This window comes from Xanthomonas sp. AM6 (assembly GCF_025665335.1).
Lineage (GTDB): Bacteria > Pseudomonadota > Gammaproteobacteria > Xanthomonadales > Xanthomonadaceae > Xanthomonas_A.
This window is the reverse complement of the sequence record NZ_CP106869.1, coordinates 2,182,377-2,197,294: the sequence shown is the minus strand read 5'-3', so window position 1 is coordinate 2,197,294 and position 14,918 is coordinate 2,182,377. Positions and strand designations below refer to the sequence as shown.

At 70.6% G+C, this 14,918-nt stretch carries 10 protein-coding genes; 5 read left to right on the top strand and 5 right to left on the bottom strand.

What is annotated here, in order from left to right; genetic code table 11:
• The first annotated feature begins 8 nt into the window (after positions 1-8).
• The 5 genes from kynU to OCJ37_RS09120 all read left to right on the top strand — a co-directional run bounded on the left by kynU (position 9) and on the right by OCJ37_RS09120 (position 5,600).
• Positions 9-1,280, top strand: coding sequence for a kynureninase (kynU, locus tag OCJ37_RS09140; protein WP_263113329.1), 1,272 nt, complete (start codon positions 9-11; stop codon positions 1,278-1,280).
• 49 nt (positions 1,281-1,329) lie between these two features.
• Positions 1,330-2,694, top strand: coding sequence for an FAD-dependent oxidoreductase (locus OCJ37_RS09135; RefSeq protein WP_263113328.1), 1,365 nt, complete (start codon positions 1,330-1,332; stop codon positions 2,692-2,694).
• A 137-nt stretch (positions 2,695-2,831) separates the two neighbouring features.
• Positions 2,832-4,271: an exodeoxyribonuclease I gene (sbcB, locus tag OCJ37_RS09130; protein ID WP_263113637.1), complete on the top strand. Its 1,440-nt coding sequence runs from the start codon at positions 2,832-2,834 to the stop codon at positions 4,269-4,271.
• Positions 4,268-4,954 (top strand): DUF2461 domain-containing protein, encoded by a 687-nt coding sequence (locus OCJ37_RS09125; protein ID WP_263113327.1) that lies wholly within the window; start codon positions 4,268-4,270, stop codon positions 4,952-4,954. The genes sbcB and OCJ37_RS09125 overlap by 4 nt, the downstream gene beginning before the upstream one ends.
• A 109-nt stretch (positions 4,955-5,063) precedes the next feature.
• The gene (locus tag OCJ37_RS09120; protein ID WP_263113326.1) at positions 5,064-5,600 is read left to right on the top strand and encodes a DUF2939 domain-containing protein; all 537 of its coding nucleotides are present in this window, start codon (positions 5,064-5,066) and stop codon (positions 5,598-5,600) included.
• A gap of 383 nt (positions 5,601-5,983) precedes the next feature.
• Here OCJ37_RS09120 and OCJ37_RS09115 read toward each other — a convergent pair whose 3' ends face one another.
• The 5 genes from OCJ37_RS09115 to OCJ37_RS09095 form a co-directional block, all read right to left on the bottom strand.
• Positions 5,984-6,793 carry a fused MFS/spermidine synthase gene (locus tag OCJ37_RS09115; protein WP_263113325.1) on the bottom strand — a complete coding sequence of 270 codons (810 nt, stop codon included), beginning with the start codon at positions 6,791-6,793 and terminating at the stop codon, positions 5,984-5,986.
• On the bottom strand, positions 6,790-7,755 hold the full coding sequence (locus OCJ37_RS09110; protein WP_263113324.1) for a 5'-nucleotidase: 966 nt from the start codon (positions 7,753-7,755) through the stop codon (positions 6,790-6,792). The genes OCJ37_RS09115 and OCJ37_RS09110 overlap by 4 nt, the downstream gene beginning before the upstream one ends.
• A 180-nt stretch (positions 7,756-7,935) precedes the next feature.
• Complete coding sequence (locus OCJ37_RS09105; RefSeq protein WP_263113636.1) at positions 7,936-8,706, bottom strand: NAD kinase; 771 nt, start codon at positions 8,704-8,706, stop codon at positions 7,936-7,938.
• A gap of 180 nt (positions 8,707-8,886) precedes the next feature.
• Positions 8,887-9,588, bottom strand: a complete 702-nt coding sequence (locus OCJ37_RS09100) for a hypothetical protein (protein ID WP_263113323.1) — start codon at positions 9,586-9,588, stop codon at positions 8,887-8,889.
• 175 nt (positions 9,589-9,763) lie between these two features.
• Entirely contained in the window at positions 9,764-14,884 is a 5,121-nt protein-coding gene (locus tag OCJ37_RS09095) for an NAD-glutamate dehydrogenase (protein WP_263113322.1), read from the bottom strand.
• Positions 14,885-14,918: the final 34 nt, after the last annotated feature.

Sequence of the window (14,918 nt, the reverse complement as noted above, 5' to 3'; positions counted from 1 at the left end):
CGCCGCCGATGAACGACATCCTGACCCGCACCCACGCCACCGCGCTCGACGCCGCCGACCCGCTGCGCGAGCTGCGCCGCGAATTCCTGTTCCCGCAGCACCAGGGCGCCGACCAGGCCTACTTCGTCGGCAACTCGCTGGGCCTGCAGCCGCGCGGCGCTCGCGCCGCGGTGCAGGAGGTGCTGGACAAGTGGTCGACGCTGGCGGTGGAGGGCCACTTCACCGGCGAGACGCAGTGGATGACCTACCACGAGCTGCTCGCCGCGCCGCTGGCGCGGCTGGTCGGCGCGTTGCCGCACGAAGTGGTGGCGATGAACACGCTGACGGTGAACCTGCACCTGCTGATGGTCAGTTTCTACCGCCCCACCCGCGAACGCCCGGCGATCCTGATCGAGGCCGGCGCGTTCCCGTCCGACCAGCACGCGGTGGCCTCGCAACTGCGCTTCCACGGCTTCGATCCGGCCACCGAGCTGATCGAAGTGCGGCCCGACGGCGACGACGGCATCGTGTCGATGGCCGCGATCGAACGCGCCATCGCCGAACACGGCCCGCGCCTGGCGCTGGTGCTGTGGCCGGGCGTGCAGTACCGCACCGGCCAGGCCTTCGACCTGGACGCGATCACGCGGCTGGCGCGCGCGGCCGGCGCGGCGGTCGGCTTCGATCTGGCGCATGCGGTCGGCAACGTCCCGCTGCATCTGCACGACACCGCGCCCGACTTCGCGGTGTGGTGCCACTACAAGTACCTCAACGCCGGCCCCGGCGCGGTCGCCGGCGCCTTCGTCCACGAGCGCCACGGCCACGGCGACACGCCGCGTTTCGCCGGCTGGTGGGGCCACGACAAGCGCACGCGCTTCCAGATGGGGCCGGACTTCGTCGCCGCGCCCGGCGCCGACGGCTGGCAGCTGAGCAATCCGCCGGTCCTGAGCATGGCGCCGCTGCGCGCCTCGCTGGAGCTGTTCGAGCGTGCCGGCCTGCCGGCGTTGCGGTGCAAGTCCCTGCAGCTCACCGGCTACCTGGAAACGCTGATCCGCGCACGCCTGGGCGAGACCTTGCAGATCCTCACCCCCGCCGACCCGGCGCAGCGCGGCTGCCAGCTGTCGCTGCGCGTGGCCGGCGGGCGCGAGCACGGCCGTGCGTTGTTCGAATACCTGCAATCGGTCGGCGTGCTCGGCGACTGGCGCGAACCGGACGTGATCCGGATCAGCCCGGTGCCGCTGTACACCCGCTATCGCGACGTCTACCGCTTCGTCGAGGAAGTGGAAACCTGGGCCGGCGTCTGAGCCGCCCTCTCCTGCGCGGCCGCGGCCGCGCGTCTTGCCGGATTTCTCCTTGAGCGACTCCCCCCGCAGCATCACCCTGATCGGCGCCGGCCTGGCCGGCTCCTTGCTCGCCATCCTGCTCTCGCGCCAGGGCTGGCGCGTCACCGTCTACGAACGCCGCGGCGATCCGCGCATCCAGGACTACGAGCGCGGCCGCTCGATCAACCTGGCCCTGGCCGAACGCGGCCTGCACGCGCTGCGCCAGGCCGGCGCCGACGCCGCGGTGATGGCCAAGGCGGTGATGATGCGCGGGCGCATGGTGCATTTCGCCGACGGCCGCCAGCAGCTGCAGCGCTACGGCCGCGACGACAGCGAGGTGATCTGGTCGGTGCACCGCAACGACCTCAACATCACCCTGCTGCAACTGGCCGAGCAGGCCGGCGCGCGCATCCACTTCTACCGCCGCCTGCACACGGTGGACTTCGACGCCGGCTACGCGCGCTTCATCGACGACCGCGACGACCAGCCGCACGACATCCGCTTCCACAGCATGATCGGCGCCGACGGCGCCGGCTCGGCGCTGCGCGCGGCGATGCAGCGCAAGGCGCCGATGGCCGAGCACACCGAGTTCCTGGACCATTCGTACAAGGAACTGGAGATCCCGCCCAACGCCGACGGCAGCTTCCGCATCGAGGCCAACGCGCTGCACATCTGGCCGCGCGGGCACTACATGTGCATCGCCCTGCCCAACGACGAGGGCACCTTCACCGTCACCCTGTTCCTGCCCAACACCGGCGAGCCCAGCTTCGCCACCACCCGCAACGGCGAGGAGGCGCTGGCGCTGTTCGGGCGCGACTTCGCCGACGCGCTGCCGCTGATGCCGCAACTGGCCGAGCACTGGGAGCAGCATCCGCCGGGCCTGCTCGGCACGCTGCGGTTGCAGCGCTGGCACCTGGACGGGCGCGCGGTGCTGCTCGGCGACGCCGCGCACGCGATGGTGCCCTTCCACGGCCAGGGCATGAACTGCGCGTTCGAGGACTGCGTGGCGCTGGCCGCGCACCTGCAGCGCGAACCGGACCTGGGCCGCGCCTACGCCGCGTTCGAGGCCGAGCGCAAGCCCAACGCCAGCGCGATCCAGCAGATGGCGCTGGAGAACTACATCGAGATGCGCGACCGCGTCGGCGACGCCGGCTTCCTGCTGCAGCGCGAGCTGGAGCAGGCGCTGCAGGCGCGCCACCCGACCCGCTTCGTGCCGCACTACACCATGGTCACCTTCCTGCGTACGCCGTACGCCCTGGCGTTGCAGCGCAGCGAGATCCAGCGCGACATCCTGGTGCAGGCCACGCAGGGCCACCGCGACCTGTCGCGGATCGACTGGGCCTGGCTGCAGCGGATCGTGCACGAGCGCCTGGCGCCGCTGGACGGCGCGCATTGAGCCGATCTGCCTTACCCTGTAGGCGCGGTTCCAGCCGCCACAGGCATTCCCGGTAACGCCTGTCGCGGCTGAAGCCGCTCCCATGCAGGCGGGCCATGCGTCACCCAGGTCCGCCACCACCCACCGCCCACCTCCCGATGCCCGACAGCTTCCTCTTCTACGACCTGGAAACCTTCGGCGCCGATCCGCGGCGCACGCGCATCGCCCAGTTCGCGGCGGTGCGCACCGATGCGCAGCTGAACGTGGTCGAGGAGCCGATCAGCTTCTTCGTGCAACCGGCCGACGACCTGCTGCCCTCGCCGATCGCCACCCTGATCACCGGCATCGCCCCGCAGCAGGCGCGGCGCGACGGAGTCAACGAGGCCGACGCGTTCGCGCGCATCGCCGAGCAGATGGCGCGTCCGCAGACCTGCACGCTGGGCTACAACTCGCTGCGCTTCGACGACGAGTTCGTGCGCCACGGGCTGTTCCGCAATTTCCACGACCCGTACGAGCGCGAGTGGCGCGGCGGCAATTCGCGCTGGGACCTGCTGGACATGCTGCGGCTGATGCACGCGCTGCGTCCGGACGGCATCGTCTGGCCGCAGCGCGAGGACGGCGCCACCTCGTTCAAGCTGGAACAGCTGGCGCTGGCCAACGGCGTGCGCGACGGCGACGCGCACGAGGCGCTGTCGGACGTGTACGCCACCATCGGCATGGCCCGGCATTTCCGCGAGCGCCAGCCGCGGCTGTGGGATTACGCGCTGAAGCTGCGCGACAAACGCTTCTGCGGCGGCCTGCTCGACGTGGTGGCGATGCAGCCGGTGCTGCACGTGTCGATGCGCTACCCGGCCACGCGCCTGTGCGCGGCGCCGGTGCTGCCGCTGGCGCGGCACCCGCGCATCGACAGCCGGGTGCTGGTGTTCGACCTGGAAGGCGACGTCGAACCGCTGCTGCGCTACACGCCCGAGCAGATCGCCGACCGCCTGTACACGCCGCAGGCCGACCTGCCCGAGGGCGAGCAGCGCATCCCGCTGAAGGAAGTGCACCTGAACAAGGCGCCGGCGCTGGTCGCCTGGTCGCACCTGCGCGAGCCCGATTTCGCCCGCCTGCAGATCGATCCGGCGCAGGTCCTGGCCAAGGCCGCGCGCCTGCGCGAGGCCGGGCCGGAGCTGGCCGAGAAGGTCCGCCGCGTGTTCGGCAACGAGCGCGCCTCGGCCCCGGCCGACGTGGATGCCTCGCTGTACGACGGTTTCCTGGCCGACGCCGACAAGCGCGCGATGGCGCAGGTGCGCGCGACCCCGCCGGCGCAGCTGGCGCCGCTGGAAGGCGCCTTCCGCGATCCGCGCCTGCCCGAGCTGCTGTTCCGCTACCGCGCGCGCAACTGGCCGCAGACCCTGTCGATCGTCGAACAAAGCCGCTGGGACGACTACCGGCGGCGGCGTCTGGTCGACGACAGCGGCCTGTCCGAGCTGAATTTCGACGCCTACTACGCGCAGCTCGCCGATTTACGTCTGGCTCATTCCACCGATGCTACTAAGCAGGCCCTGCTCGACCAGCTGGCCGCCTGGGGCAAAGACCTGCAACGCACCCTATGACCACCTACTTCAGCGACGCCAGCTTCAAGTTCCTGCGTGCCCTGGCGCGGCACAACGACAAGACCTGGTTCAACGACAACCGGCACAAGTACGAAGACCACGTGCGCCAGCCGTTCCTGCGCCTGATCACCGACCTGCAGCCGGACCTGGCCCAGGTCAGCGAACACTTCCGTTCCGACCCGCGCGGCGTCGGCGGCTCGTTGTTCCGCATCCATCGCGACGCGCGCTTCTCCCACGACAAGTCGCCGTACAAGACCTGGCAGGGCGCGCGCCTGTTCCACGAGCGGCGCAAGCAGGTGCCGGCGCCGTCGTTCTACATCCACCTGCAGCCGGGCGAGAGCTTCGTCGGCGCCGGCCTGTGGCATCCGGAACCGGACACGCAGCGCAAGGTGCGCCAGTTCATCTTCGACAATCCCGGCAGCTGGAAGGCGGCCGCGCACGCACCCAAGCTGCGCCGCCGCTTCGAACTGGAGCAGACCGAGGTGCTGGTGCGGCCGCCGCGCGGTTTCCCGGCCGAGTTCGAGTTCATCGACGACCTCAAGCACAAGAACTGGGTGTTCTGGCGCCAGCTCGACGACGCCACGATGACCGGGCCGAAGCTGCGTGCGCTGATCGCCGCCGACCTGCAGACGCTGGGGCCGTTCGTGGATTACTTGTGCGCGGCGCTGGATCTGGAATTCTAGTGACGGCACCGTTTCCTGCAGGAGCGGCTTCAGCCGCGACGGGCGTTGTCGGTATGCCTGTCGCGGCTGAAGCCGCTCCTACAAAAGCTTGCCACCCGGGAGACACGCGATGAAGAAATGGCTGGCCTTGCTGTTCCTCGCCCTGCTCGCGCTCGGCGGCTACGTCGTCGCCGGGCCGTACCTGGCGATCCGCGGCATCAGCCAGGCGCTGGAACAGCGCGACGCGGCGGCGCTGGAGCGCTACGTCGACTTCCCTACCCTGCGGGTCAACCTGAAGGCGCAGGTCGACGATGCGCTGCTGCGCCGCGCGGGACCGGACCTGCAGGCCGGCCTGTTCGGAGGCGCGCTGCTGTCGCTGGCCGGCAGCGTCGGCGGCATGGGCGTGGACGCGATGGTCACCCCGGCCGGGATCGGCGCGCTGCTGCAGGGCGATGCGCTGTGGAAGCGCGCCCGCGGCGACACCGTCGGCGGCGACACCTACGCCGCGCCGCGCCCGGTCCAGCCGCTGCGGCAGGCCGAGCACCGCTTCGAATCGACCTCGCGCTTCGTCGCCACCCTCCACACCGACGACGGCACCGCCGTGCCGTGCGTGTTCACCCGCGACGGGCTGCGCTGGAAGCTCAGCAACATCCTGCTGCCGTTGTAGAGCCGCGCGGCGTGGCCTAGCCCAGCCGCGACATCGGCGTGTCGGTCCGGCTCCGCGGGTCGCGACTGAAGTCGCTCCTACAGGGGCTTGCGGCACGCGGGCTGGGCGCACTGTGGGAGGGACTTCAGTCCCGACTGCTCAATGCATCGGCTCCGACAAGGTTCCGACGCCATGCCGATATCCGGCTCCGCTCGTCGCGACTGAAGTCGCTCCTACAGGGGCTTGCGTCAAGCCGGCTGGGTGCACTGTGGGAGGGACTTCAGTCCCGACTGCTCAATGTGTCCGCCCGACAAGGCACTGACGCCATGGCAGTGTCCGGCTCCGCGCGTCGCGAGTGAAGTCGCTCCACAGGGGCTTGCGGCAGGGCGCAGGGGGCGCACCGCTCAGCGGCGCCAGGCGGTCGCCTCGAACGCCTGCTGCAGGCGCTGGAACGCAGGGCGCAGCTGCCAGCGCGCGGACCACGGCAGGCGCGCCAGCGCAGCGCGCGCATCCAGCGCCTGCACGTCGCCGGTCCAGGCGAATACCACATGGTTGTCCATCTCCGGCTCGTCCAGGCGCAGCACGCGGCCGCCGAAGCTCTTGCGCAGGTGCGCCAGGTGCTGGCGGGTGTCGGTGTCGTACAGGTTCACCGCCAGCACGCCGCCGGGCGCCAGCGCGGCGTGGCAGTCGTCGTAGAAGCCGCGGGTGCGCAGCGCCGCGGGGATGCCGTCGGCGTCGTAGGCGTCGAGCAGCAGCAGGTCGTAGCGGCCGCGGCGCTGCGGCAACAGCTGCGCGCCGTCGCCGTGCAGCGCCTGGAAGCGCGCGTCGTCGGCCGGGATGTGGAAGGCCGCGCGCAGCGCCAGCACGTCGGCATCGGCCTCGATCGCCTCGATCCGCGCCTGCGGCAGGTGCCGATAACAGAACTTGGCCTGCGAGCCGCCGCCCAGGCCGACGATGCCGACGCACCGCGGATCCGGGCGCAGCAGCAGCGCGCCGAGCATGCTGCGGGTATAACCCACGTGCAGCACGTGCGGCCACCAGGTGTGCATCCGGCTCTGCGTCACTTCGCCCTTGAACTGCAGGCTGGTGTAGCGCCAGCCGCGCTCCACGTAGGGCCGCCCCGGACGCACGGCGCCCGCCTCGGAGCGGTCCGGCCGCAGCAGCCGGCGCAACGTGGCCCAGCGGCCGCCGCCGCTGCCGGACGCCGCGCTCACGGCTTGGCGATGAGGTTGGCCACGCCGTGCGGCACGTGCCCGGCGGCCACGCGCTCGCGCGCGGCGCTGTCGATGTTGTGCTGCGAATCGTCGAAGAAGATGTCGGCGCCGAACGCCTGCAGGAACGGCCCCTTGTGGCGGCCGCCGAGGAACAGCGCCTCGTCCAGGCGCACGCCCCACTCGCGCAGCGTGCGGATCACCCGCTCGTGCGCCGGCGCCGAGCGCGCGGTGACCAGCGCGGTGCGGATCGGCGAGGCCTCGCCGGCGGGGAACGCGGACTGCAGGGCATGCAGCGCGGACAGGAAGTTGCGGAACGGCCCGCCGGTCAGCGGCTCGCGCGCGTTCTCGCGCTCGTAGCGGCCGAACGCCTCCACCCCCTGCTCGCGCGAGAAACGCTCGCCCTCGTCGCCGAAGATCACCGCGTCGCCGTCGAAGGCGATGCGCAGCTGGGTGGACAGGCGTTCGGAATCGATCGCCCCGGCCGCCGCGGCCGCCTCCTGCGCGCGCTCGCCCGGCGGCTTGGGCAGGATCGTCGCCGCGGCGATGCCGTGGCTGAGCGCGCGCCGCACCGAGTCCGGATTGGCCGACAGGAACAGGTCGGTGCCGAACGGCTTGACGTAGGGCCAGGTCGGTTCGCCCGAGGTGAAGGTGGCGCGGACGATGCCCAGCCCGTAGTGCTGGATCGAATTGAAGATGCGCAGCCCGGTGTCGGCGGAATTGCGCGACAGCAGGATCACCTCCACCGGCGGCGTCTCCGGCGGCGTGCCCTGGTTCAACGCCAGCAGCTTGCGCACCACCGGGAACGCCACGCCCGGCGCGAGCACGTCGTCCTCGCGCTCGCGCTGATACGCGCTGTACGCGTCCACGCCCTGCTGCTCGAACAGCGCGTGGCCCTCCTCCAGATCGAACAGGGCGCGCGAGGTGATCGCGACGGTCAGCAGGCGGGGGGCGTTGTCGGACATTTGGGCGGGGATTCGGGATTGGGGATTCGGGATTGGCAACAGCGGCTTGCTGGATCGGACTTGTTGGGATCGGAGATCGGGGATTGGAAAAGCGGCTTGCTGGCGGGACGCAAGAGAGAGCGCATCGGAGCAGCAGACCCGCTGTTGCGAATCCCCAATCCCGACGCACCAATCCCCGCCTCACACCATGAATTGCTCGCTCAAGATCCGCTCCTCCAGATTGTGCTCCGGATCGAACAGCAACGTGACCAGGCGGTCGCGCGATTCGCGGATGGTGACTTCGACCACGTCGCGGGTCTCGTGCGAGTCGGCGGTGACGCTGACCGGGCGCTTGTAGTGGTCGAGCACGCGCAGGCGCACTTCGGTATCGGCCTTGAGGATCGCGCCGCGCCAGCGCCGCGGGCGGTACGGGGCGATCGGGGTCAGCGCCAGGGTGTGCGAGCCCAGCGGCAGGATCGGGCCGTGCGCCGAGGAGTTGTACGCGGTGCTGCCGGCCGGCGTGGCCACCATCACCCCGTCGCAGATCAGTTCGTCGACCCGGGTCTGGCCGTTGAGGTCGATGCTGACGTGCGCAGCCTGGCGCGTCTGCCGCAGCAGCGATACTTCGTTGTAGGCCAGCGAGCCGGTGGTGGTGCCGGACTCGGTCTGCGCCAGCATCTCCAGCGGCCGCAGCTTGGCCGGCTCGGCCTGCGCCAGGCGCACGGCGAGGTCGTCGTCGCGGAACTGGTTCATCAGGAACCCGACCGTGCCCAGCTTCATGCCGAACACCGGCTTGCCCAGGCCGCCGTGGCGATGCAGCGTCTGCAGCATGAAACCGTCGCCGCCGAGCGCGCACAGCACGTCGGCGTCGGCCGGCGCGTGGTCGCCGTAACGCGCGATCAGCTGATCGCGCGCCTGCAGCGCAGGCGGCGCGCTGCTGGCAAGAAAACAGATACGGGGAGCGGAAGGCAGCACGGAAGCATTCATGGCCCCGATCATACCCGGCGCGCCGTTACCGGCGCGCGCGGCCCCGCACACCGGGCCGCGCTCGTGCGCCATTGCGCGTCTGCGCGGCGTACCGGCCGACAACGGTCCGATGGCCTGCGCCGCGTGTTCGGCCGGGCAGTCTGCGCTCCATCGATACCGCCAGCGCTATCGCCCGGACATGTAATCGTTGTGGACGGTGCGCGCGGCCTGTTCCTGCATTTCCTGCCGTACCGGCGCCGGCAGAACGCCGCTCAGGCTTGCCCGGAGCCGGTCGGCCAGCTCCACGGACTGGATGTCGCCCACGCTTTCGCGCTGGCGCGCATCGGCCAGGCACAACCAGTACCACGCGCGCGGCAGGTCCCTGCACGCCTCCGGGCCGCAGGCCTGTATCCAGGCCAGCTCGGGCTCCCAGCCAGCCCCCTCGCGCCAGCCAGGGCTGCCCCATTGCGCCAGCAGCGCGGCGTGATCCGGTTCGGTGCCCACCCCCAGAAAACGACGCCGGCCGTATTCCCGTTGCGCGAGGCTGTAGCGGTTGTCCAGCCAGGTACGGGCATAGACCGCGCGCTTCAACGCGGCCAGGGCCGCTGCCTGCTCGCCGTTGCCGTCCAGATGCAGAAACAGCGCATACGCGGCATCGCCGAAGGATTTTTTTGACAGCGCCCGCAACGGCGCCAGCTTGCCTTGCCGTGCTTCGTGCAGCGCGCGCTCCAGCCGCACGCCCAGCGAGGGCCGCCGGGCCTGGATCACGATCAGCAGCAGGGCGATGGCGAGGATGGCAAGATAGATCACGGTCTTTTTCCGGCAGAGCCGCTGCAAGCGCGGCGAACGGCCATGCGCCGAACCGGATGGACCGGCGCGACGGCGCATGCCCCACATCGGGAGCGTGGCGTCGGCACCGAAGAGCGCCGCTGGCTTGCGACCAGCGGCCTCTGAGGCAAAGTCCCCTTGGCGAAGGGGGCGCGGCGTCGGCTGCAGGGACTGGGCGCCGTAGCCGACGCCTGCAACGTTCGGTCAGGCCCGCGGCGCGGACCTGACCGCGGGGTCAGACCCCGTGCGCCGCAAGCTGCCCGAGCCGCTGCACCGCGACCGACACGGTCGGGTAGTCCAGCGTCTTCTGCGCCGCCAGTTCCTGCAGCATGTTCAAGGTGAAGCGCAGGCTGCTGTCGTCGCGCTGCAGCCAGTGCTGCACCTTGGCCTCGGCATTGGCGCCCGGCAACGCCAGCGCCTGGCCGGCCAGCGCGCTGTGGTGCTTGGCCAGTTCGTCGCGCAGCACGCCACGGGCCACCGCGTGCCAGCGGCCGTTGACCTCCAGCGCGTCGATCTGCTCGAACAGCCACGGCAGCTGCAGGGCCTCGCCGAGGCGGAAGTGCACCTTCGACACCTCCACCGGCTTGAGCTTGCGGGTGCGCGCCATCTCGATGATGTCGAACGCCGGCTCCAGGAAGCGCAGTTCCGACAGCTGCTGCGCCAGCGCCGGCGGCAGGCCCTTGTCCTGCCATTCCTGCACCAGCGCCTCGTACAGCGGGCGCTGCGCGTCCGGCAGCACGCCGGAGGCCACGCGGATGTCGTTGAACGGCTCGTGGTAGCGGTCCACCGCCGCGGTGATGCCCGGCATCGGGCCGGGACGGAACAGCAGCCAGCGCACGAACGCGCGCTGCAGCTTCCAGATCACTTCCAGCGCATCGATCTGCACCGACTCGGGCACCTGCCCGTCCAGCGCGTCGATTTGCGTCCACAGCGCGCGCGCGTCCAGCGTCTCGCGGCTGATCGTGTACGCCTTGGCCACCTCGCCGATGCTGCGCCCGGTGTCTTCCTGCATGCGCATCAGGAAGGTCGCGCCCATGCGGTTGATGGTGGTGTTGGTGACCGCGGTGGCGATGATCTCGCGCTTGAGGCGGTGCCGCTCCATCGCATCGGCGTACTTCTTCTGCAGCGGCTGCGGGAAGTAGCGCTGCAGCTCCTTGGACAGGTACGGGTCCTCGGGGATGTCCGATTCCAGCAGCTGCTGGAACGCTACCAGCTTGGAGTAGGACAGCAGCACAGCAAGCTCCGGCCGGGTCAGGCCCTGGCCGCGCGCCTTGCGCGCGGAGATCTCCGCGTCCGAGGGCAGGTATTCGATCTGCCGGTCGAGCAGGCCCTGCGCTTCCAGGGTGCGGATGAAGTGCTGCTTGGAGCCCAGGCGCTTGGCGCTCATCCGCTCCATCAGGCTCAGCGCCTGGTTCTGTCGGATGTTGTCCCACAGCACCAGCTCGGCGACCTCGTCGGTCATCGACGCCAGCAGCGTGTTGCGCGCCTCCACGCTCAGCTTCTTCGCCTGCACCACGTCGTTGAGCAGGATCTTGATGTTGACCTCGTGGTCGGAGGTGTCCACGCCGGCGGAGTTGTCGATGAAGTCGGTGTTGAGCAGCACCCCGACCTGCGCGGCCTCGATGCGGCCGAGCTGGGTCAGGCCCAGGTTGCCGCCCTCGCCGACGATCTTGCAGCGCAACTCGCCGCCGTTGACGCGCAGGCCGTTGTTGGCGCGGTCGCCGACATCGGCATGGGTCTCGCTGGCGGCCTTGACGTAGGTACCGATGCCACCGTTCCAGAACAGGTCCACCGGCGCCTTGAGGATCGCGTTCATCAGCTCGTTCGGCGAGAGCTGCTTGACGCTCGCTTCCAGGCCCAGCGCCTCGCGCACCGGCGCGCTGATCTCGATCGACTTGAGCGTGCGCGGATAGATGCCGCCGCCGGCGCTGATCAGCTTGGCGTCGTAGTCGGCCCAGCTGGAGCGCGGCAGCTTGAACAGGCGCTCGCGCTCGGCGAACGAGGCGGCCGCGTCCGGGTTCGGGTCCAGGAAGATGTGGCGGTGGTCGAACGCGGCCAGCAGGCGGATGTGCCGCGACAGCAGCATGCCGTTGCCGAACACGTCGCCGGACATGTCGCCGATGCCGACCACGCTGAAGTCCTCGCTCTGGCAGTCGCGGCCCAGCGCGCGGAAGTGGCGCTTGACCGATTCCCAGGCGCCGCGCGCGGTGATGCCCATGCCCTTGTGGTCGTAGCCGACCGAGCCGCCGGAGGCGAACGCGTCGCCCAGCCAGAAGCCGTGGTCCAGCGCCAGCCCGTTGGCGATGTCGGAGAACGTGGCGGTGCCCTTGTCGGCGGCGACCACCAGGTACGGATCGTCCTGGTCGTGGCGCACCACCTGCGGCGGCGGCACGATCTTGCCGCCGACGATGTTGTCGGTGATGTCGAGCAGGCCCTGGATGAACAGCTTGTAGCAGGCGATGCCCTCGGCCAGCACCGCGTCGCGGTCGCCGCCGGCGGGCGGGCGCTTGCAGAAGAAGCCGCCCTTGGCGCCGACCGGCACGATCACCGTGTTCTTGACCATCTGCGCCTTGACCAGGCCCAGCACCTCGGTGCGGAAATCCTCGCGCCGGTCCGACCAGCGCAGGCCGCCGCGCGCCACCGCGCCGAAGCGCAGGTGCACGCCTTCCACGCGCGGGCCGTACACGAAGATCTCGCGGTACGGGCGCGGCTTGGGCAGCTCCGGCACCTTGGCCGAATCGAGCTTGAAGCTGATGCAGTGGCCCGGGCCGCCGTCCTTGCCGGTCTGGTAGTAGCTGGTGCGCAGGGTCGCCTCGATCACGCCCTTGAAGCTGCGCAGGATGCGGTCCTCGTCGAGGCTGGCGACCTGGTCGAACAGCTTCAGCAGCGCCGCGTTGGCCGCCTCCAGCTGCGCGTCGCGGTTGCCGCGGCGCGCGTCGATCACCGGTTGCAGCGCCTTCAGCGCGGCCTCGTCGCCGCCGGCCAGCAGGGTCAGCTGCGCCGCCAGCGCGGCCTGGCCGTCGGCGATCTGCGCCTTGCTCTCGTTGCCGGTGGCCGGGTCGAAGCGCGCTTCGAACAGTTCCACCAGCAGCCGCGCCAGCAGCGGATAGCGGCTGCAGGTCTCTTCCACGTAGGCCTGCGAGAACGGCACGCCGGTCTGCAGCAGGTACTTGCAGTAGCCACGCAGGATCGCCACCTGGCGCCAGCCCAGGCCGGCGCCGACGATCAGCCGGTTGAAGCCGTCGTTCTCGGCGTCGCCGCGCCAGATGCGCACGAACGCCTCGCACAGCGGCGCATCGGCGCGCTCCACGTCGATGCTGCCGGCCAGCGGCTCCACCTCGAAGTCCTGGATGTACAGCACGGTGCCGTCCACGGTGAGCCGGTATGGGCGCTCGGAGATCACCCGCAGGCCCAGGTTCTCCATCATCGGCAGCACGTCCGACAGCGGCAGGTCGTCGCGCTGGCGGTACAGCTTCAGCCGCAGGCTGTCGGCGCCGTCGCGGCGCAGCGCCTGCAGGCTCAGGTGCAGGTCGTCGGGGCCGCGCAGCGCGGCCAGGCGCTCGACGTCGCGCGCGGCGATCTGCGCGGTGGATTCCTCGATGTAGCCGGCCGGCAGCGCGCGGCCGTAGCTGGCCGACAGGCGCAGCCCGTCGCGCTCGCCGCGGCTGGCGACCAGCGCCTCGCGCAGGTCGTCCTGCCAGTTGCGCAGCAGGTGCGCCAGGCGCGATTCCAGCTCGGTGGTATCGAATTCCAGCGCCTCGCCAGGCTTGGGCCGCACGATCAGGTGCAGCTGCGCCAGCGGCGATTCGCCCAGCACCACGCTGGAGTCGATGTACTCGCCGTGCAGCGCGTCCTTCAGCAGCGCCTCGATGCGCAGGCGCACGTCGGTGTTGAAGCGTTCGCGCGGGATGTAGACCAGCGCGGAGATGAAACGGCCGTACTTGTCGCGGCGCAGGAACAGGCGGCTGCGCACCCGTTCCTGCAGGCCGAGGATGCCCATCGCGGTGCGGTACAGCTCTTCCTCGTTGGATTGGAACAGCTCCTCGCGCGGCAGCGTCTCCAGGATGTGGCGCAGCGCCTTGCCGCTGTGGCTGCTGGGGGTCAGCCCGGACTTGCGCATCACGTAGTCGTAGCGCTCGCGCACCAGCGGGATCTCCCACGGCCGGCGGTTGTAGGCGCTGGAGGTGAACAGGCCGAGGAAACGCTGCTCGGCGACGATGCGGCCCTTGGCGTCGAACTCCAGCACGCCGATGTAGTCCATGTAGCCGCTGCGGTGCACCCGCGAGCGCGCATTGGTCTTGGTCAGGATCAGCGCGTCCTTGATCCCGGACTCGCTCAGGCCGTGCGCGGCCAGCGTGCGCACCGGCCGCGCCGGCGACTTGTCGTGGCCGCGCAGCAGGCCCAGGCCGCTGTCCTCCAGCGGCGCCAGCACGTCTTCGCCGCCCTGCTTCTCGACCCGGTACTCGCGGTAGCCGAAGAAGGTGAAATGGTCGGCTGCGGCCCAGCGCAGGAATTCCTGCGCCTCGCGCCGGCCCTTGTCGTCCACCGGCAGGCGCCGCGTGGTCAGGTCGTCGGCCAGCGCCAGCATCTTCTCGCGCATGCCGCTCCAGTCGCGGACGATGTTGCGCACCTCGCCGAGGATGCGCTGGATCGCCGCGTCCACCCGCGGCATGTCCTCCGGCGGCTGGCGGTCGATCTCCAGCAGCATCAGCGATTCCGGCTTGCCCTCGCCCACCGCCTCCAGCTTGCCGCCCTTGTCGCGGCTCATGCGCAGCACCGGGTGGCCGAGCACGTGCACGCCGATGCCCAGTTCCGACAGCGCCATGCTCACCGAGTCCACCAGGAACGGCATGTCGTCGTTGACGATCTGCAGCACCGTGTGCGAGGACTCCCAGCCGTCTTCCTTCAGGCTCGGGTTGAACACCCGCACGTTGACCGTGCCCGGCTTGCGCCTGCGCGCGAACTCCAGCGTCGAGGCCGCCAGCGCCGCCCATTCCTGCGCGCTGTGGTGGGGGAACTCGTCCTCCTCCATGCGCCGGTAGAACTCCTCGGCGAACGCCTGCGCCTCGGCCTGGCGCGCGCTCGGGTAGCGCTTGCGCAGCGCCGCGTACACCGGCTCCAGACTGAAACCGGCAGCGGCGGCAGCCGGCGCCGCGTCGATCACGCGCGCATTGGCGTCCGCGCGCGCAGCGCCGCGCTTGCCGGCGGCCGGCGCGGCCGGGGCCTTCTTGAGCGCAGGCCGGGAGGGCGTCTTGGGCGTGGGCAGAGCGGACTTGGAAGCGGGCTTGGACGCGGACTTGCTGGAGGATCCGGCCGAGGACGTGCGGGAACGGGAAGCGGCTTGTTTGGGTTTCATGACGGGAGCAACAACGATGCTCGATGGGAAAGCC

What these genes read in the sequence shown, in the direction of transcription:
- OCJ37_RS09110 (WP_263113324.1), bottom strand. Translation starts at nt 7,755, where the DNA reads ATGTCCGACAACGCCCCCCGCCTGCTGACCGTCGCGATCACCTCGCGC.
- kynU (WP_263113329.1), top strand. Translation starts at nt 9, where the DNA reads ATGAACGACATCCTGACCCGCACCCACGCCACCGCGCTCGACGCCGCC.
- OCJ37_RS09095 (WP_263113322.1), bottom strand. Translation starts at nt 14,884, where the DNA reads ATGAAACCCAAACAAGCCGCTTCCCGTTCCCGCACGTCCTCGGCCGGA.
- OCJ37_RS09120 (WP_263113326.1), top strand. Translation starts at nt 5,064, where the DNA reads ATGAAGAAATGGCTGGCCTTGCTGTTCCTCGCCCTGCTCGCGCTCGGC.
- sbcB (WP_263113637.1), top strand. Translation starts at nt 2,832, where the DNA reads ATGCCCGACAGCTTCCTCTTCTACGACCTGGAAACCTTCGGCGCCGAT.
- OCJ37_RS09125 (WP_263113327.1), top strand. Translation starts at nt 4,268, where the DNA reads ATGACCACCTACTTCAGCGACGCCAGCTTCAAGTTCCTGCGTGCCCTG.
- OCJ37_RS09100 (WP_263113323.1), bottom strand. Translation starts at nt 9,588, where the DNA reads ATGCGCCGTCGCGCCGGTCCATCCGGTTCGGCGCATGGCCGTTCGCCG.